At 43.6% G+C, this 18,864-nt stretch carries 20 protein-coding genes; 5 read left to right on the forward strand and 15 right to left on the reverse strand.

Features of this window, described 5'->3' with window-relative positions; genetic code table 11:
• Positions 1 to 44: 44 nt before the first annotated feature.
• Complete coding sequence (locus M4I42_RS03810; protein WP_268850919.1) at positions 45 to 533, reverse strand: PTS sugar transporter subunit IIA; 489 nt, start codon at positions 531 to 533, stop codon at positions 45 to 47.
• Positions 534 to 758: 225 nt separating this feature from the next.
• On the opposite strand from M4I42_RS03810, the gene M4I42_RS03815 reads away from it, so the two are divergent.
• From M4I42_RS03815 to M4I42_RS03835, 5 genes are all read left to right on the forward strand, one after another.
• Positions 759 to 1,985: a PucR family transcriptional regulator gene (locus M4I42_RS03815; RefSeq protein WP_268850980.1), complete on the forward strand. Its 1,227-nt coding sequence runs from the start codon at positions 759 to 761 to the stop codon at positions 1,983 to 1,985.
• A 113-nt stretch (positions 1,986 to 2,098) separates the two neighbouring features.
• The gene (ald, locus tag M4I42_RS03820; protein WP_268850920.1) at positions 2,099 to 3,232 is read left to right on the forward strand and encodes an alanine dehydrogenase; all 1,134 of its coding nucleotides are present in this window, start codon (positions 2,099 to 2,101) and stop codon (positions 3,230 to 3,232) included.
• A 432-nt stretch (positions 3,233 to 3,664) separates the two neighbouring features.
• Complete coding sequence (locus M4I42_RS03825; RefSeq protein ID WP_268850921.1) at positions 3,665 to 4,477, forward strand: basic amino acid ABC transporter substrate-binding protein; 813 nt, start codon at positions 3,665 to 3,667, stop codon at positions 4,475 to 4,477.
• 68 nt (positions 4,478 to 4,545) lie between these two features.
• Entirely contained in the window at positions 4,546 to 5,202 is a 657-nt protein-coding gene (locus M4I42_RS03830; RefSeq protein WP_268850922.1) for an amino acid ABC transporter permease, read from the forward strand.
• Positions 5,199 to 5,921 carry an amino acid ABC transporter ATP-binding protein gene (locus tag M4I42_RS03835; protein ID WP_268850923.1) on the forward strand — a complete coding sequence of 241 codons (723 nt, stop codon included), beginning with the start codon at positions 5,199 to 5,201 and terminating at the stop codon, positions 5,919 to 5,921. Before M4I42_RS03830 ends, M4I42_RS03835 begins: the two co-directional genes overlap by 4 nt.
• Positions 5,922 to 6,244: 323 nt before the next feature.
• Here M4I42_RS03835 and M4I42_RS03840 read toward each other — a convergent pair whose 3' ends face one another.
• The 14 genes from M4I42_RS03840 to M4I42_RS03905 all read right to left on the reverse strand — a co-directional run bounded on the left by M4I42_RS03840 (position 6,245) and on the right by M4I42_RS03905 (position 18,853).
• The gene (locus M4I42_RS03840; RefSeq protein WP_268850924.1) at positions 6,245 to 6,898 is read right to left on the reverse strand and encodes an ABC transporter ATP-binding protein; all 654 of its coding nucleotides are present in this window, start codon (positions 6,896 to 6,898) and stop codon (positions 6,245 to 6,247) included.
• Positions 6,899 to 6,909: 11 nt separating this feature from the next.
• Positions 6,910 to 7,422 carry a stage II sporulation protein M gene (locus M4I42_RS03845; protein ID WP_268850925.1) on the reverse strand — a complete coding sequence of 171 codons (513 nt, stop codon included), beginning with the start codon at positions 7,420 to 7,422 and terminating at the stop codon, positions 6,910 to 6,912.
• Positions 7,419 to 9,038 carry a hypothetical protein gene (locus tag M4I42_RS03850; protein WP_268850981.1) on the reverse strand — a complete coding sequence of 540 codons (1,620 nt, stop codon included), beginning with the start codon at positions 9,036 to 9,038 and terminating at the stop codon, positions 7,419 to 7,421. Before M4I42_RS03850 ends, M4I42_RS03845 begins: the two co-directional genes overlap by 4 nt.
• A gap of 80 nt (positions 9,039 to 9,118) precedes the next feature.
• On the reverse strand, positions 9,119 to 9,349 hold the full coding sequence (locus M4I42_RS03855; protein ID WP_044730624.1) for an uberolysin/carnocyclin family circular bacteriocin: 231 nt from the start codon (positions 9,347 to 9,349) through the stop codon (positions 9,119 to 9,121).
• A gap of 24 nt (positions 9,350 to 9,373) precedes the next feature.
• Entirely contained in the window at positions 9,374 to 9,547 is a 174-nt protein-coding gene (locus M4I42_RS03860; protein ID WP_268850926.1) for a hypothetical protein, read from the reverse strand.
• Positions 9,548 to 10,261: 714 nt separating this feature from the next.
• Positions 10,262 to 10,555, reverse strand: coding sequence for a cytochrome aa3 quinol oxidase subunit IV (gene qoxD / locus M4I42_RS03865; RefSeq protein ID WP_268850927.1), 294 nt, complete (start codon positions 10,553 to 10,555; stop codon positions 10,262 to 10,264).
• Position 10,556: 1 nt separating this feature from the next.
• Positions 10,557 to 11,171 (reverse strand): cytochrome aa3 quinol oxidase subunit III, encoded by a 615-nt coding sequence (gene qoxC / locus M4I42_RS03870; protein ID WP_268850928.1) that lies wholly within the window; start codon positions 11,169 to 11,171, stop codon positions 10,557 to 10,559.
• 3 nt (positions 11,172 to 11,174) lie between these two features.
• Positions 11,175 to 13,121 (reverse strand): cytochrome aa3 quinol oxidase subunit I, encoded by a 1,947-nt coding sequence (qoxB, locus tag M4I42_RS03875; RefSeq protein WP_268850929.1) that lies wholly within the window; start codon positions 13,119 to 13,121, stop codon positions 11,175 to 11,177.
• A gap of 24 nt (positions 13,122 to 13,145) precedes the next feature.
• Entirely contained in the window at positions 13,146 to 14,009 is an 864-nt protein-coding gene (qoxA, locus tag M4I42_RS03880) for a cytochrome aa3 quinol oxidase subunit II (RefSeq protein ID WP_268850930.1), read from the reverse strand.
• A 253-nt stretch (positions 14,010 to 14,262) separates the two neighbouring features.
• Positions 14,263 to 14,973 carry a TrmH family RNA methyltransferase gene (locus M4I42_RS03885; RefSeq protein WP_268850931.1) on the reverse strand — a complete coding sequence of 237 codons (711 nt, stop codon included), beginning with the start codon at positions 14,971 to 14,973 and terminating at the stop codon, positions 14,263 to 14,265.
• A gap of 108 nt (positions 14,974 to 15,081) precedes the next feature.
• Positions 15,082 to 15,789: an ABC transporter ATP-binding protein gene (locus M4I42_RS03890; RefSeq protein WP_268850932.1), complete on the reverse strand. Its 708-nt coding sequence runs from the start codon at positions 15,787 to 15,789 to the stop codon at positions 15,082 to 15,084.
• A 15-nt stretch (positions 15,790 to 15,804) separates the two neighbouring features.
• Positions 15,805 to 16,584 carry an ABC transporter ATP-binding protein gene (locus M4I42_RS03895; RefSeq protein WP_268850933.1) on the reverse strand — a complete coding sequence of 260 codons (780 nt, stop codon included), beginning with the start codon at positions 16,582 to 16,584 and terminating at the stop codon, positions 15,805 to 15,807.
• Complete coding sequence (locus tag M4I42_RS03900) at positions 16,565 to 17,857, reverse strand: branched-chain amino acid ABC transporter permease (RefSeq protein ID WP_268850934.1); 1,293 nt, start codon at positions 17,855 to 17,857, stop codon at positions 16,565 to 16,567. Before M4I42_RS03900 ends, M4I42_RS03895 begins: the two co-directional genes overlap by 20 nt.
• Before the next feature lie 9 nt (positions 17,858 to 17,866).
• Positions 17,867 to 18,853, reverse strand: coding sequence for a branched-chain amino acid ABC transporter permease (locus tag M4I42_RS03905; RefSeq protein WP_268850935.1), 987 nt, complete (start codon positions 18,851 to 18,853; stop codon positions 17,867 to 17,869).
• Positions 18,854 to 18,864: the final 11 nt, after the last annotated feature.

Here is an 18,864-nt window from a genome sequence, read left to right on the forward strand (position 1 = left end):
AAATAATAAATATAATAATAGATAATTGACACTCGTGATCACATTTATTTTGTCGCGATTGTCATCATAACCGTTTGACCACGCTGAACCGTTTTCGCCTCAACTCTCTCTATATGTTCAATCGCATCACTATTTGTAATAATAATAGGTGTTATCATACTTTTCGCCTTCTGTTGGACGAGTGATAAATCAAACGTTATTAAACGATCCCCTACTTTCACACAATCTCCAGCTTGAACATGAACCTCGAATCCTTCGCCATTCATGCCGACCGTTTCTAGACCAATGTGAATTAAAATTTCCAGTCCTCTTTTTGAGCGCAGGCCAATCGCATGCTTTGTCGGAAACACTTGAACGATCTCTCCATCAATCGGCGCAACAACAATTCCTTCTGTCGGCTCAATCGCTACACCATCTCCCATCATTTTTTGTGCAAATACCGGATCCGGAACATTTTCGAGAGTAACGATATTTCCTGTCAACGGAGCAACGATCGCTTCCTTTTCAGCTTTTTTGCGGAACCATTTAAACATGCTGAAATCCCCTCTCTAGGAAAAATTTTGAAAAAGAAAAGACCTAAAACGCATGAAAGAGCTACTTCTTTCATCCGTTTTAGGTCTTGCCTGCAACGTGCAGTCACAATCCCACGTATATCCGCTTTCGATTACTAGACTAAAGCACGCGCTTTCATTTGTCAAACAGATTTTTTTGTATGGTAAAATGGAAGGTAACAACGAAGATGAAACGGAGTGGATGTGATGAATCCTTTTGCCACTCATTTTGATAGTTTAGAAGAGTTCGCAGATCGGGTAAGTGAAGTATTACAATGTCCGATTACAATCGAAGATGCCAACCATCGGCTTATCGCTTACAGCACTCATGAACATTATACCGATCCAGCACGTACAGCGACGATTATTAACCGGCGCGTTCCCGAAAAAGTCATCAACAGCCTATGGCGAGAAGGAGTCATTCCAAAATTATTGAGCAATAGTGAACCGATTCGCGTAGAAATGATTTCGGAAGTGGGGCTTGGCAATCGCATCGCCATTTCCATTTGGAAAAACAAAGAAGTATTAGGGTTTATTTGGGCGATTGAAATGGAGCAAACATGGACAGAGGAACAATTTGAACTGCTGAAGCAAGCTGCTAAAGCAGCGAAAAATTTGCTTCTTCAGCTGCAAATTCGCAAACATAAAAAAGAAGAACGAATACAGGAGTTTTTTTGGAAATTGTTGACGGGGCATTTTTCATCGCACAATGATATTATCCAACAATGCCACGTATTAAACATTCCCGTCTATCCGTTCTCTTCCGTCGTCATTTTTCATTTTAAACAAGAAATTCAACCACAAGTTGAACGGCAAATCGACTATTTACTAAAAACAACGCAACAGCTTGCTGTCCCGCTTTATACGATCGACCATCACCGCCTGACTTTGCTTGCCGCCCCAAAATCAAACGCCAATGCACAAGCGGACATTAAACGGTTTTTGCGTTCGTTTATTGCGCAAATGAACGAACGGTTTCGCATTGAAGTGACCGATGGTGCATTCGGGAGTATATACGAATGCTATACTAAAATTGAAAAAAGCTATAAAGAAGCGCAAACGGTTTTAAACATGAAACGGGCATTTTCCCACGATTTAGGAAATGTTCAAAGCTATCAAGAGCTTGGCATGTATCAATTTTTTGATTTGCTTCTTGAAAAAAAACGGGATGGGGATTTTTACAATGAAACGTTAGAGAAGCTCAAACAATATGATAATCGCCACCATGCTTCTTTAGTCAAAACGATTGAAACGTTTCTCGACCACGACAGCAACGTCAACGAAACGGCGAAAGCGCTCAATATTCATCCAAACACGCTTGCCTATCGGCTCAAGCGCATCGCTGAAATCGGCGAAATTGACTTGCATGACATGAACCAAAAAGTAAAGTTGTATATCGATGTGAAACTCGCGAAGTATGAAGCATCGCATTAATTTTGTGGATTTCCACAAAATCATGCGATGTCTTTTTTTCTTCTTAACAAATAAAAACTGACGCAGACTGTGTATACTACAAATTAAGAACATACGAGGGAGGAACTCAATTTATGATTATCGGTGTACCAAAGGAAATAAAAAATAACGAAAACCGCGTGGCGATTACTCCTGCAGGGGTCATGTCATTCGTTCAAGCCGGTCATACCGTGATCATTGAAAAGGATGCAGGGATTGGAAGCGGTTTTACAAATGAAGACTATGCAAGCGCCGGCGCCCAAATCATCGATCATGCGCAAGATGTGTGGGCGCAAGCCGATATGGTGATGAAAGTAAAAGAACCGCTCGCAAGCGAATACGGCTATTTCCGTCCGGGATTAGTGTTATTCACTTACTTGCATCTTGCGGCAGAGCCAGAACTCGCGCGCGCATTAAAAGAAAAAGGCGTCACGGCGATCGCCTATGAAACGGTGCAAGTCGGCCGCACGCTTCCTCTTCTTACGCCGATGAGCGAAGTCGCAGGCCGCATGGCAGCGCAAATCGGCGCGCAATTTTTAGAAAAACCAAAAGGCGGAAAAGGTATTCTTCTTGGCGGCGTTCCAGGAGTCAGCCGCGGGAAAGTAACGATCATCGGCGGCGGTGTCGTCGGTACGAACGCAGCGAAAGTCGCAATCGGTTTAGGCGCAGACGTCACGATCATCGACTTAAGCGCAGATCGTCTTCGTGAGTTAGACGATATTTTCGGCAACCAAATTAAAACATTAATGTCTAACCCAATGAACATTGCCCAAGCGGTGGCGGAATCTGACCTTGTCATCGGCGCGGTATTAATTCCAGGGGCAAAAGCGCCAAAACTTGTCACAGAAGAAATGGTAAAAGCAATGACACCAGGTTCGGTCATCGTCGACGTTGCGATTGACCAAGGCGGAATCGTCGAAACGAGCGACCACGTCACGACACACGACAACCCAACGTACGTAAAACACGGCGTTGTTCACTATGCGGTAGCGAACATGCCTGGTGCGGTTCCAAGAACATCGACGATCGCATTAACGAACGTGACAATTCCATATGCATTACAAATCGCCAATAAAGGCGTCCGCCAAGCAATCGCGGATAACCCGGCATTAAAACTTGGCGTCAACGTCGCAGCTGGCGAAATCACATACGAAGCAGTTGCCCGCGACCTCGGCTACAACTACGTTCCAGTCGACGAAGCGTTCGGAAAACAACTTATGGCCAATTAATAACAAAAACACCGTTCCTTAGTCATAGGAATGGTGTTTTTTATATACTATTTTACATTATTAACTAGACCATAACAAAACTAAAAAACAATAATACGTAACTTAGAAATAATTTTACCAAAAAAATAAATACCTATTAACTCTTTTTTTTCGATAAATTTATTTTCACACAATATATTTATGTTGTTTTTTTACTTTTTAGAATTTATAATATATTTCATGAAGAAGCTACATATACTAGTTAAAGATACATTTTGGGTGTTTTTCTAAATGTTTCAAAAAATTATTTTTATAAAAAGTATTGCATAAATAAATAAAGATTGATAGTATGATAATCGTCTTAGTCAGTGTCACAAACCAAAAATCGCACCAGACACTGGATAAATATAAAATTTCATTTATTTTTTTTATACAAAAGGGGGAAGAAAACAGATGAAAAAAGGATTGGTGTTTGCCGTCATCCTTGCGCTGTTTGTTGCTTTAGCAGGATGCGGCGGAAAATCAGCGGAGCAAACTTCGGGAAGCGGTGAAGCGAAGAAAAAGGTAATTGTCGGCACCGATGCTGCGTTTGCGCCGTTTGAGTACATGGATAAAGGCAAAATTGTTGGTTTTGACGTCGATTTCTTGGATGCCGTCATGAAAGAAGCTGGCCTTGACTATGAATTGAAAAACATCGGCTGGGATCCGCTATTTGCAGCGCTACAAGAAGGAAAAGAAATCGATTTAGCAATTTCTGGTATTACAATTAACGATAAGCGGAAACAAACGTACGATTTCTCTGTTCCTTACTTTGAATCGACTCATATGATTCTTGTAAAAAAAGACAGCCCAATCAAAAACGCGCTTGACTTAAAAGGAAAAGTTGTTGGCGTGCAAAACGGAACAACCGGACAAGAAGCGGTTGAAAAATTGTTTGGGGCAGAAAACAAAAATATTAAAAAATTTGAAAACACCGTTGTGGCGATTATGGACCTTTTAAACGGCGGCGTTGACGCGGTTGTAACAGACAACGCAGTCGCGAACGAATATGTGAAAAACAACCCTGATAAAAAATTAAAAGCGATCGAAGACCCAACAAATTTTGAATCCGAGTTTTACGGACTTATGTTCCCGAAAGGAAGCGACTTAAAGCCGAAAGTCGATGAAGCGATTAAAAAAGTGATCGAAAGCGGCAAATATGCAGAAATCTATAAAAAATGGTTCGGAATTGAACCAAAAGTCGATAACTTACTCAAACAGCAATAACATATCGGTAAAAAATTGCGTAACTATCCATCGCTAGTTACGCAATTTTTATAAGAAAGGTGAGGAGAATGGATTTTCGTTTTGATATTATCCAAGAATACGCCCCGTTTTTCCTGCAAGGCTTGCTATTAACCATTGTCGTATCTATCATTTCTATTATTGTCGGCTCGATTCTTGGGCTCGTCATCGGGCTTGGCAAAATGTCCAAGAAACGGCTCATCCGCCTTCCATTTGAATGGTATGTTAACTTTTTTCGCGGAACGCCTTTATTAGTACAAATGTTAATCATTCACTTTGGATTAATGCCTATTCTCTTTTCGCAACCGAGCGGAACTGTTTCACTTGCAGTGTCTTTATCATTGAACTCCGCTGCTTATGTAGCAGAAATTTTCCGTGCGGGAATTCAATCGATTGATAAAGGGCAAATGGAAGCGGCTCGTTCGCTCGGGATGACGCACACGCAGGCGATGCGCTACATTATTTTGCCGCAGGCGTTAAAGCGGATGATTCCGCCGTTTGGAAACGAGTTTATCGTCTTAATTAAAGACTCTTCTCTCGGCGTGGTCATTGCTGCTCCTGAATTAATGTATTGGGGAAAAGCGGCACAAGGGCAATATTACCGCGTGTGGGAGCCATATTTAACGGTTTCATTCATTTATTTGATTTTAACCCTTTCCCTCAGTAAACTACTACATTATTTGGAAAGGAAGTATTCGACGCAATGATTAAAGTGACGAATTTAAAAAAATCATTTGGCCATTTACAAGTATTAAAAGGAATTAACGCACATATTAAAGAACGAGAAGTCGTCGTTGTCATCGGTCCTTCCGGTTCAGGAAAATCAACGTTTTTACGCTGTTTGAACTTGCTTGAAGATTTTGATGAAGGCGATATTGTGATTGACGGATTTCATTTGAAAGACAAAAACACGGACATTAATAAAGTGCGCGAAGAAGTCGGCATGGTATTCCAAAGATTCAACTTGTTCCCCCATATGACCGTGCTTGATAACATTACGTTAGCACCGTTGAAAGTGCGCAAATGGCCGCTTGAAAAAGCGAAAGCCACGGCAATGGAGCTGTTGAAGAAAGTCGGTCTGCAAGATAAAGCAAACGTCTATCCGGATTCATTATCCGGTGGGCAGGCGCAACGTGTCGCGATCGCCCGCGCATTAGCGATGGAACCGAAAGTGATGTTGTTTGACGAACCGACTTCCGCTTTAGACCCTGAAATGGTCGGGGAAGTATTAGCCGTTATGAAACAGCTCGCGAACGAAGGAATGACGATGGTTGTCGTCACCCACGAAATGGGTTTTGCCCGCGAAGTCGGCGACCGCGTCCTCTTTATGGACGGCGGCTACATCGTCGAAGAAGGAACGCCAAGCGACATTTTCGACAACCCGCAGCACGAACGGACGAAAGCATTTCTATCAAAAGTGTTATAGAAACCTCTCATCCACCTTATTTCGTAAAAGGTGGATGTTCTATTAAATCAGAATCAATTTTATTTACAGAACTATTTGTATCTTTAATAATTCCACCTGTCTCCTAGAGCTGGAGCCTCCTCCAAAGATTTCAAGCATCCATTCTCGCACCTAGATACACGCCGGAAGTATGCCCGATCGCCTCTCAGCCCTTTTGTATCAAGGGATCAGAGGCATTTTGTTTACCTATTCACTGTCAAACTCGTGGTCTTCAAGTAGTCGATTTATGCGTTGTACAGCAATAAAAAAAGGTGTCCTAACCCTTTTGAGGACACCTCCCCGCTTTACCAGATGCCTTCCTTTCTCACCGGACGAGCAAGTGTCAATACACGCGCACTAGGGAACTTGTCTTGATAGACATGGGAAGCAATGATATACGATGCACCACGGTTTTCCGTTTGAATCCATTCCGCTAGTATGTCCCGGGTGGTCACATCAAGCGAGTTAAACGGCTCATCCATTAAATACAATTCCACAGGCCGTCCTAAAGCAATCGCGATATGCAACTTTTGCAACGTCCCAAGCGAATATTGATCAACGGGAAGAGCTAGCCAATCCGCCATCCCTAATGTATGACAAATCGCTTCTACCTTTTGGTAATATGCGCGATCTAATCGCCATAAAAGCCGAAAACATTCGATATTTTCATAGCCTGTCAGTTTAGAAAATAAAGGGGGTTCAGCCGTTACGTACGATATATAGCGGCGTATCGCAACCAGCTGAATCGGATTTCCTTTATAATAAGCACGGTAGGTCAAATGGCCATTAGAAAGCAAGCCAGCGATAATCTGTAATAACGTTGTTTTCCCAATGCCATTTGGACCTGTTAGGAAAATCGTTTCCCCTTTCAAAACGTCGAAGGAAAACTGGTCAAAAATGAGCGTTTTTCCATCATAACTATATGTTAAATTTTGCAATAAAAAAAGCGGTTCGTCCACAACATTCCCTCCTATGCGTGTGACACAGTAGCCTCAATAAGCGCAGATATTACCAATAGTACGGAAGCTGCCGCGAATAACAAAACAACATCACGTATATGAAGCGGTTCTGTCTCCTCAGCTCGTGCTCTTTTTTTCACAATGTGGAGCAATCGCCATGTTTCATATCCTAACGTACAAAACAGCAAATGGCTCATGATTTCTGTAATTCCATGGGGAAGGATGCCCGTTATAATAGGGTGCAATCCATACCCTTTCATGACCCCTTTCACAATGGCTCCTAACATTGCTGCATTATAGGCGAGATAAACTGTATTTACGACTCCTAATGTCAACCATCCGCCAAACATCAGAATCGCCCCGACCATAAAGTTGTGGGCTAGAGTCGGCCAAAACGCCATGGAATTTGGATGGATCGTTAATTTTTCAGAAACAATGACCGCACCGAAAGCAAAACATATCCCATATACGGCCAGCGATACACAAAAATATGGCAGATGGCTGCGAATGGTTCTCCCGATCATCCTTTCCCCTCCTTTCTCCTATCGATGGAATAACGAGTGCTTCCCCACAAAACGATATATAAAGCTATAACAAACAAAATGCTATACCATCCCCATTGTTCGCCTCTTAGCAAGACAAAAAAGGCTGAGATCAGAGAAGAAAAGATAGTCACATAAATGAATAACCGATGAAATAGATGATTTCCAGCCGCTACGACCATATAGCCAGCATAATCGCGCGGAGAAGCCAACTCTACTTTCTCTCCGCTCGATAAAAGAAAACAAAACACCTCATAATCAGTGCGCAAAATCCGTTTGATAACTAACGGATACAACGGCATTATGATGATGCTAAGCAAAACAACAATCAGCGCATTTCCCCTAAACCATCCTGCCCATTCAATAGCAAGCAAGCCAAGCGCCGCCACGCACGGATATACTCCTATCCGTCGCAACAATGTCCACTTCGCTTGAATTAACTGCACAAGAGGAGGTGGATCAAGAAGCCTAAATACGAGCAATCGCTCAATATCGCTTTCAAAAAAAAAGACTTGTGAAAATGTACTGGCAACGGCGCGCAATGTTCCTGTCATCACGATATACATTTCAAACAAACAAATAAAACATATAACGAAAAGATTATGGATGAAAGGGAACAAAGCGATATTCGCTCCTGTGACAAGAAACCATTCTCCCGGCAGAAACAATAACAAAGGCGGTTTGTCCAATTGACTGGCTTTACGCATTAACAAACAAGTATCTTTATACAGAAGCGCATTCTCACTATCGGGTGGCCATGATGATTGGATCACACGCTGATACCATTCATACAGCACGTATGTCTTGGCTTCCACACAAGCACGGACGGATCGCAAGCTTCCCAACGCGAACGCTGCTATTGCAAGACCACTAGCCGCCAAGACACCTCCGTTCAATCCTACCATCCCATGCCAAGTAAACACTCGCTCATGAATCCATTGTTGCCACTTGGCGAACAGACCATCCATATAGGAGAGATACGAAATCGACAACCCATATGTCTTAACAGCATGGCGCGACAATTGTAACAACGATACAATCGGGATCATGGCCATATAACCGACCGCTAAAGAGAAAAAGCAAGAAAGAACGCCCGAAAATACGCGTCGCTCCCCAAACTTTGTCCCCCTCATTACATGCGACATCACATAAAGGAAAAACAAGGTTGCTTGTCCAAACCATACAAGTGCGGCTCCAACCCATCCGAGCTTCACAACCAAGGCAACAGACGGCGGAAAAACGGTTGGCAACATGCGCAACATATAACTAACATAGTGGATGATGACCAAACGCCGCCAGATCACGTCGTCCTGTTCGCTTGACAACCGCAAGTAATCATAATGATAATCACGTTGCAATTTTTCCCCTGAATCGAGCAAGACAGCGATGAAAGGGCTAGTCGCTAGTAACAAGAGTAGCCCGATGGTAAAAGAAGAGCCGAATACGGAAGACCGGCTACATAGAATGATGACGAGACAACAAGAGAGAAACCACTTTCCTCCTTCAGCAACGAACAACGCCCCTTTTGAGCTTAGCAGCAATTTTTTTTGCAACGGAGCGATGCTGCTCCTTCTCATCTGTTGATAAAATAGCCACACTAGTTTCAACTTGCTTCACCCTTCTAGTTCAACATGGACGGGAGAAAAGCAGGATGGCCATTCCCATCCTGCTTCACCACTCACCAAGCAATTGCTGCGGCCTTGCCCCGTTCCGTAACAATTTTTTTCACTGTTGCCACAAATGTCGACCATCCGATTTCTAAAATCGCATCCACTCCACCGGATAAGATAGCAGTAATTCCTAGAATGATAGAAACTAACGTCGACCCTGTCAACACAATCGATACAACGGTAGTGGCAACAGCTTGTGACACGCCCAGCGTCCCCGCTACAAGAGCCAACAAACTCATGTTGAAATCACCCCCTTTCAAAAACTACCGTAACTTCCGCAATAAGCGCGAATACACAATCCCGTAGGCGAGTACGAGAACAATGTCTGTGATTTTCATCCATAAAGGAGATTGGAATTCTTTTAAAACGAAGGCAATGGCGATCAAAAGAAGAAAGGGCATCGTAATGACAATAAATAACGGCCAGGACCATTTCATTATGTATCACTCCAGTTTACTAAATCTATGATTACAGAATACTATTAATTGTAAATATAATCCATGTATAAAACTATTATATAATCGGTCAAAAAAAAAAAAAAAGAGAAATTGCTCGACACTATTTATTCTATTTCGTTTTTTTTCGACATATTTTTCTATATAACTGTAGGTGAGTAAATTAGCTAACATGTATGCTTGTTTATAGAGAGCACCTCCTAGGTTTGTGTCGTTACTTACATTCTACAGGAAAAGTGCTCTTTTTTCTATGATGTTTATGGATATTATTGGTTAATCAACACGCGTGTCTCTACACTTTCTTGACGCCATTTGCGACATGCTTTACCCTCTGCTATACCTTTTTCTCGACAAAATGTCCTAATTTGCTTAATGAACTCCAAAAAGACATCTCCTCCTCTCCTTCGACTCTGCCCTTTTGTTGAAACAACGTTTGTCATTAGTAAATAATATAAAAAAATATAATTAATTTCCTAATTTGAACTGTTGATGATTGAATAATAGAAAAATATCAATTCTGTCAATAAAAATTTTGGTATATCACCTAATGTTTCACATAAAATAAGAGGTTGCCAAGAAAGAAAAAACTTTCTCCGACAACCTCAAATCACAATTTTTCTATTTTTTCTGAAATGTTTTAGGTATCACCTCTTATAAAACAACCGATTCCTTTTACAAAAAAACAAATCCATATTATTATAACACAAACGCCATCGTCCAAATTGAACCTGCCACGACAACAATCGCGATAAAAAAGCTGTATACCATATTGATCGTTTGAATTTTACCGCTATCGCTTTCGGTCATATGCATGAACATAAATAGCTGCAGCGCCGCTTGCACAATCGCCAACGTCACAATCACGACAAGGATCGCCTTCGTCGCCAAACCTGAAGACAGCGCCACCCATAACGCCGCAAACGTCAATACAAGCGACAAAATAAATCCGATCACATGCTTCCAAGGAACTGTTTCATGGTGATTCCCCATCTTATATCACCATCCCTGTCAAATAAACTAGCGTAAAGATGAAAATCCAAACGACGTCAAGAAAATGCCAATACAAACTGACAATAAACACTTTCCGTGCGGTTCTTGGAGTAAGCCCTCGCTGAAGAAGCTGAATCATAATGAGAATCATCCAGACGATGCCAACGCTGACGTGCGCCCCGTGCGTCCCGACAAGCACAAAGAAACTCGAAAGAAACGCGCTCGTTTGCATCGTTGCCCCTTCATGGACGTAATCAATAAACTCGCGAACTTCAAACGTAATAAACCCCGCTCCTAAAAGAAGCGTCACTAACAGCCACGCTAACAGCCACGTTAACCGGCCGCGACGCATCTCAAACACCGCCAGCCCGCACGTAAAGCTGCTCGTCAAAAGAAGAATCGTTTCGATCATCACACCTTTTACTTGGAACAGCTCTTCAGCCGTCGGACCGTTACCCGTCCGTTGAAAAAGAACGAGATACGTGGCGAACAAGGTCGCAAACAACGCGACCTCAGCGCCTAGAAAAATCCAAAACCCTAAAATATTTAGGCGGCTTTCTTCCGTTCGATACTCTAACGGCATCTTTTCATCATAATGATGAGCTGCTTCTGCCATTCCTTACGCCCCCTTCCGCGTCAAACGTTCCGTACGTTTAATTTCATCGACGCTAATATAGTAACCGTCATCATCATCAAACGAACGAAGAATCAAACCGAGAACAATAAATAATGCAGCGATGATCGCCAACGTAAACCATTTAAACACAAGACCAAATCCGGCAAAGAAAAAGGCAATCGAAATCAAGAACGGGCGGCCGGAATTGCTTGGCATATGAATCGGTTTTAATTTTTCTTCATCAAGTTCGAACCCTTTTCCAGCTTTCTTCATGACCCAGTAAGCATCTAAATCCGTCACTTCCGGAATGACGGCGAAGTTATAATGCGCCACTGGCGAAGACGTCGCCCATTCGAGCGTCCGGCCATCCCACGGGTCGCCTGTCATGTCGCGCTCCCCATAACGCGCACTGTAATAAATGTTATAGCAAAGCACAATAAAACCGATTCCCATCAATGCCGCGCCAATTGTCGCGACTACATTGAGCGGCGTCCAGCCAAGTCCGGCAGAGTACGTGTACATGCGTCGCGTCATTCCCATTAGCCCTAAGAAATACATCGGGAAGAAGCAAATGTTAAAGCCGATCATAAATAACCAAAACGTCCATTTTCCTAACCGCTCGTTTAAAAGATGCCCGAACATTTTCGGATACCAATAATGCAGTCCGGCAAAACAAGCAAACACCGTACCTGCAATTAATACATAATGGAAGTGAGCAATTAAGAAATAGCTATTATGATACTGATAATCCGCCGCTGCCATCGCCAGCATGACCCCCGTAACTCCGCCGATGACGAAGTTCGGAATAAATGCCAACGACCAAAGCATCGCCGTCGTAAAGCGGATTTTCCCTTTCCGAAGCGTAAACAGCCAGTTAAAAATTTTCACACCCGTCGGAATCGCAATCGCCATCGTTGTAATGGAGAAAAACGAGTTAACCGCAGCTCCCGCGCCCATCGTAAAGAAATGGTGCACCCAGACGATAAAGCTTAAAAAGGCAATCCCGACAATGGAATACACCATCGCCTTATAACCGAATAGACGCTTGCGGGCAAACGTGCTTACGATTTCAGAGAAAATACCGAATGACGGCAAAATGACGATATACACTTCCGGATGTCCCCAAATCCAGAACAAATTTGCCCAAAGCATTGACATACCGCCGTTTGCCATCGTAAAAAACTGCGTATCAAACAAACGGTCAAACGTCATAAGCGCCAATGCCACAGTCAATACTGGAAATGCAAAAATGATGAGCACGCACGTAATCAAAATCGTCCACGTGAACATCGGCATGCGCATAAGCGTCATCCCTGGCGCACGCATTTTTAAAATAGTGACTAAAAAGTTAATCCCCGTCATGAGCGTACCAATACCCGAAATCTGCAAAGCGACCGCGTAATAGTTGTTTCCAACTCCCGGGCTAAACTCGTTCCCGGCAAGCGGGAAATAAGCTGTCCAACCTGCATCCGGTGAACCACCAATGACAAACGCAATGTTAAACAACATCGCTCCGACGAAAAACAACCAAAAGCTTAACGCATTCAAATACGGATACGCTACATCGCGCGCCCCGATTTGCAACGGTACGACAATGTTCATGAGCCCGATAATAAACGGCATCGCCATAAATAAAATCATAATCGTACCGTGCGTCGTAAAAATTTCGTTATAATGTTGAGAGTCAAGAAACTTCATATTCGGTGCCGTTAATTGCGCCCGCATAAGCAACGCATCAACCCCACCGCGGAACAACATCAACACCGCTGAAATAATGTACATAACGCCGATTTTTTTATGATCCACCGTCGTCAACCATTCATTCCAAAGCCATTTCCACTTTTTAAAATACGTCAAAATAAACACAATACCGATCACCGTTAAAACGATCGATACGTCAGCGGCATAAATCAAAGGCTGACCTGTCACGAAAAACTCGTTCCACTTCATTCACCTGTTCCTCCTTCCTATCGATTAATGCCCATCATCGCTGTTCATATAATGATGGCGGTTTTGTTTTGTGTGATCGATCCATGCAAGATGTGTATTCGAAAACGTCATCCGCCCAACAATCCCCGGCTGCAAAATCGTTTCATATTTTTTCTCACTTAACTTCGGTGCCGTCTGCTGCACCTCTTTTACCCATTTCGTAAAATCGTCTTTCGTCTGAGCCACGACTTCAAACTCCATATGGGCGAATCCTTTTCCCGAGAAGTTCGCGCTCCGCCCCATATATGAGCCCGGCTCATCCGCTTGAAGAATCAATTCTGTGTTCATGCCGTCCATCGCATATTTTTGTCCGCCTAACTGCGGTACCCAAAACGAGTTCATCGGGCCAACCGATGTCAGTTGAAACTTCACCGGAACATCTTCCGGAATATTGACGTAGTTCACTGTTTCGATGTTTTGCTCCGGATAGCTAAAAATCCATTTCCAGTTCGCCGCTGTCACTTGAATCGTCAGCGGCTTCACCTCTTTTTTCACCGGCTTTTCCAGCGCAAACGTCGCTTTCACCGTCGGAATGGCTAGCGCTGTAACAATGATAATCGGAATCACCGTCCAGACGATTTCTAACAGCGTGTTTCCTTCTTCTTCAGGCGGTTCGTAATCGGCACGTTCCGGCTTTTCGCGATAACGAATCAAAACGACCGCAAACAACACAAACACAACGACAATAATGAACAACATAAAGCCAACCGACCAAACAATTAAATCGTATTGCGTTTTCGCAACAGGTCCCTTCGGTTGCAATACGAGCATATTTTCGCTACATCCGCTTAATAAAAGCAATAACGATAACGGAAGCAACGAAACCCATTTCCACACCTTCTGTTTCATCGGTGCGCTTCCCCCTTACATTCGCAAAATAACGTGTTATGCACAATAGTTTTGTTTATAACATATCAAAAGTGAAAATGTTTGAAACTGTTTTGCGAAAAAGTTCACAAATACGCAAAATTTTTGTCACGATTCGTTCAAAAATTGTTCATGAAATATTCGATTGTATGGATAAAACATGAAAATCCCCCATTAAAATTACTTTTAAACAAAAAAAGGGGGCATAAGAAAAGAGCTGATCTTCCTTCGAAGATCAGCTCTTTTGAAACCGCATTTCCAGCATCCGACGCAGCCGCGGATGAAGTGTTTTCCACATCCATTGCTCATATAGCACCTTTTTCTCCGCAAACGGCAAATAATACGCCTCACCAGCTTGGCGACGTGCCCGCTCCGTCACGTCATACAGCGTCAAAGCAGCAGCGACGGAAATGTTAAAACTTTGCACAAATCCATGCATCGGAATCATAAACGTTCCATCCGCTAACCGAATCGCGCCATCTGATACGCCGCGATGTTCATTGCCAAATAAAAGCGCCGTCGGCCGCGACACATCGATCGCTTGCAGCGGGATCGTCCCTTCTCCTAAATAGCTTGCCAATACTTGGTAACCATTTTCTTTTAATTGTTGGATAGCAGTTCGAATGTCTTTCTTTTGCTGAACCGTCAGCCATTTATCCGCATTGCGCGTCACAAACGGATTTGGCTGAAATGGTGTACTCCCTGTCACGACATAGACATCTTGCAAGCCAAATGCTTCGGCCGACCGCAATACCGCTGCCTGGTTATGCGGATCATCGACCGCTTCCGTTAATACAGTAATATAGCGAGTCCGTTCGTTTAGCACGTCATACATTCGCTTCAGACGTTCCGGCACAATCATTTCCCAAACCGGACGCATTTCTTCCGTTAACAACCCTTCTTGTTGCAACTGTTCAATGAACGCTTTCGCTTCTTGCCCGTTCATTGTTTTCACCTTCGTTCCGCTAGAATTTCTAAGAACGAATTTCATTGTACAAAAATTCATGACATACGGCAAATGGCAAAGGACCCCCTTCATCGGAGTCCTTTGCCATTACGCTAAATACGCCTCGCGCACTTGTTCGTTGACAAGCAAATCTTTTCCAAGCCCAGACATGACAATTTCGCCTGTCTGGATAACGTAGCCGCGATGGGCAATTTGCAACGCTTGGAACGCGTTTTGTTCAACGAGCAAAATCGTCATCCCTTCTTCGTTCAGTTCACGAATAATTTCAAAAATTTGTTCGACAATAATCGGAGCCAATCCCATCGACGGTTCATCGAGCATTAATAGCTTTGGTTGCATCATCAACGCCCGGCCGATGGCAAGCATTTGTTGCTCCCCGCCGCTCATCGTTCCGCCTTTTTGCTGAAGCCGCTCTTTAATTCTCGGGAAATAGTGAAAGACGCGCTCCATTCGCTCCTCAATGACCCGTTTATCTTTCACCGAAAAGGCGCCCATTTCCAAATTTTCTTTCACTGTTAAGCGCGGGAAAATCCGCCGCCCCTCTGGCACGTGCGCAATACCTGAAAGAGCGGTCACGTGCGGAGGAGTATTCGTAATATCTTGACCATTATATAAAATTTTCCCGCTTTTCGGCTTCACTTGTCCGCTAATCGTTTTGAGCGTCGTCGATTTGCCCGCACCGTTACTGCCGATTAACGTAACGATTTCCCCTTCGTTTACTTCGAGCGAAATGCCCTTTAGCGCATGAATTCCGCCGTAAAATGTGTTAATGTCTTCTAACCGTAGCAAACTCATGTACGCGGTCCCCCTTTACGAAGCCGTTGTGGCAGCACCTTTTCCTAAATAAGCTTCAATGACTTTCTCATTATTGCGTATTTCATCAGGTGTACCTTCTGCAATTTTTTCCCCGTGGTCCAAAACGACGATATGCTCGGAAATTTCCATGACAAGCTTCATATCATGCTCAATTAAAATAATCGTTAAATCTAATTCTTCCCTCATATTATAAATGAGCTTCGTCAACTCGCTCGTTTCTTTCGGGTTCATTCCGGCCGCCGGTTCATCAAGCAACAGCACTTTCGGCTTTGTCGCCAGCGCCCGGGCAATTTCTAATTTCCGTTGCGCTCCATACGGCAAATTGCGCGCTTCTTCATTAAAAAATGACTCTAATCCGACGTACTCAAGCAGGCGGTATGCTTCCCGTCTTGCTTCTTTTTCTTCTTTTCTCACGCGTGGCAAATTCAAAATGGTGCCGAACAGACCGCCATGAAGATGGTTATGCATCCCGACCATGACGTTTTCCAAAACAGTAATCGCACCGAATAAGCGAATGTTCTGGAACGTGCGCGCAATCCCTTTTTTCGTCACTTGATGCGGCTTCAATCCGACAATTGATTCATTATTTAATAAAATCTCGCCACTCGTCGGTTGATATACGCCGGTAACCATGTTAAAAAACGTCGTCTTTCCGGCACCGTTCGGACCGATGACTGCCGTAATCGACCCTTTTTGCACTTCCATGTCGATATTGCTATTGGCGACAAGTCCGCCGAACTGTTTCGTTAAATTTTTAACTGTCAAGATGGACATGCTGCGTCGCCTCCTTCTGTACACCGGCGTTGACTAGTTTGTCTGTATCTTTTAGCTCTTTTTCGTTAAAGACAGGGTTTTTCGCTGGCAACAACCCTTGCGGACGATAAAGGGCAAAGAGAATTAAAATAATCCCGAAAATAAACCGTTGCATTTTCGCTGGAGAAAGCGCATCTGGAACGCTAATCACGCCATTCAAGCTAAGCTGGTTCAACCAGTTGGTCAATTCCGTCAACACTTGCAAGTTCAAAATCGTCACGAGTGCTGCACCGAGAATAACCCCTGGAACACTGCCCATTCCACCTAAAATGACCATGACGAGAATCGTGATTGATTCAAGCAATGTGAAGCTTGTCGGGTCAACGAACGTTTGCTTTGCCGCAAACACAACCCCCATCATGCCTGAGAAAGAAGCACCGACCGCAAACGCCATGAGCTTTGTTTTCACAAGGTGAATGCCCATCGCTTGTGCCGCAATCTCGTTTTCCCGTACCGCTTTCCATGCGCGGCCGATTTTCGAAAATTCAAGACGACGCACCGCAAAAATAACCGCAATTAAAATGACTAAGACAATATAGTAAAACTGGCTTGGGTACATAAAATCGATGCCAAACAATCTTGGCGGTTGAACGGAAGCAAGGCCCATCGCTCCGTTCGTAATATTCACCGGCTTGTCCAAGTTATTGAAAATAATGCGGATAATCTCTCCGAATCCTAGCGTTACGATCGCCAAATAGTCGCCTTTGACACGCAATACCGGTACCCCTAGCAAAATCCCGAATAAAGCAGCCACGAAACAACCGATGAAAATAAATACCCAAAAGCTTTCTCCAGATAGCGGATAATGGCCGAACGGCATAAAATTGTTCGCCTGACCGGTCGCAAAAATCCCGTACGTGTAAGCACCAAGCGCAAAAAACGCGACAAACCCTAAGTCCAAAAGTCCGGCCATCCCGACAACAATGTTTAACCCGAGCGCCATCGCGATGTAAATGCCGACTAATGTCGCAACTTCCATGTACGACTGATATGCTTCACCTTGACTGGCGGCAAGCGGTAATAGCACTACCATTACCAATCCACCAATGAGCCATTTCACGCGATTTGAAAACGTCGTAAAATATAAAAGCAACAGAGATGAAAGCAAAAGCAAAAACGCAACGACTGATTTTTGTGCCAAATATAAGCTAAAAAACGTAACGACAATATATAAGCCAACGATGAGAGCCTGAAGGCGTTTGTTTTGTTGGATCGTATGGAGCCAATTTTTCATCTCGATCACCTACACTTTCTCTACTGACACTTTTCCGAATAAACCTTCTGGCTTGAAAATTAATACGATAATTAAAATGGCAAATGCGAACACGTCTTTATACTCTGCACCGAGTATGCCGTGCGAAACGACTGGCAAGTTCGCCGCTGCAAACATTTCGAGAACGCCAAGCAAAATGCCGCCAAACATCGCTCCACGAATGTTGCCGATTCCGCCTAAAACGGCAGCGGTGAATGCTTTTAACCCTAAAATAAACCCGATATACGGATCGATCGTTCCGTATTGAATCGCAAATAATACACCTGTTGCTCCCCCTAATGCGGAACCGATAAAAAATGTAAGAGCGATGACTTTATTCACGTTTACCGACATTAACGCCGCTGTTTCCCGGTCTTGTGCCACAGCGCGCATCGCCATCCCCCATTTTGTCCGGTTGACAAAAAAGTCAAGCGTCACCATCATGATCACCGCAACAATTAACACGATAAAAAACGAGGATTTAACCGATGCATCGTTAAATATCGACGAAATAGAGGAAGCTTTAATTCCAATTTGCCCGCTAAACAAACTTGGTCCCGTTAAAATGTAGTTGCCGTTTTTTAATTCCGCGATAAAACGAACGATATCTTGAAGCAAAAACGAAACGCCGATCGCCGTAATTAAGGTGATTAACTTCGGTGCATTGCGCAACGGACGATATGCTACTCGTTCGATTCCCATTCCAAGCAAACCGGTAACTACCGACGTAACCACAAGCACTAAAATAAGCGCTACGATCGCTGGCATGGACGCCAACCAACCGAATCCCGCAAACGTCAATAAAATCGCCGTTCCTACAAATGCCCCCGTCATAAAAATTTCCCCGTGAGCAAAGTTAATAAGTTCCAAAATCCCGTAAACCATCGTATATCCTAATGCGACAATCGCATAAACAGCTCCCAGCGTCAACCCGTCAATTAATACTTGCGGCAATGTATGCAGCACTTCATTGATCATTCTTGTTCACC

The sequence above is a fragment of the Anoxybacillus sp. J5B_2022 genome (assembly GCF_026847645.1).
Lineage (GTDB): Bacteria > Bacillota > Bacilli > Bacillales > Anoxybacillaceae > Anoxybacteroides.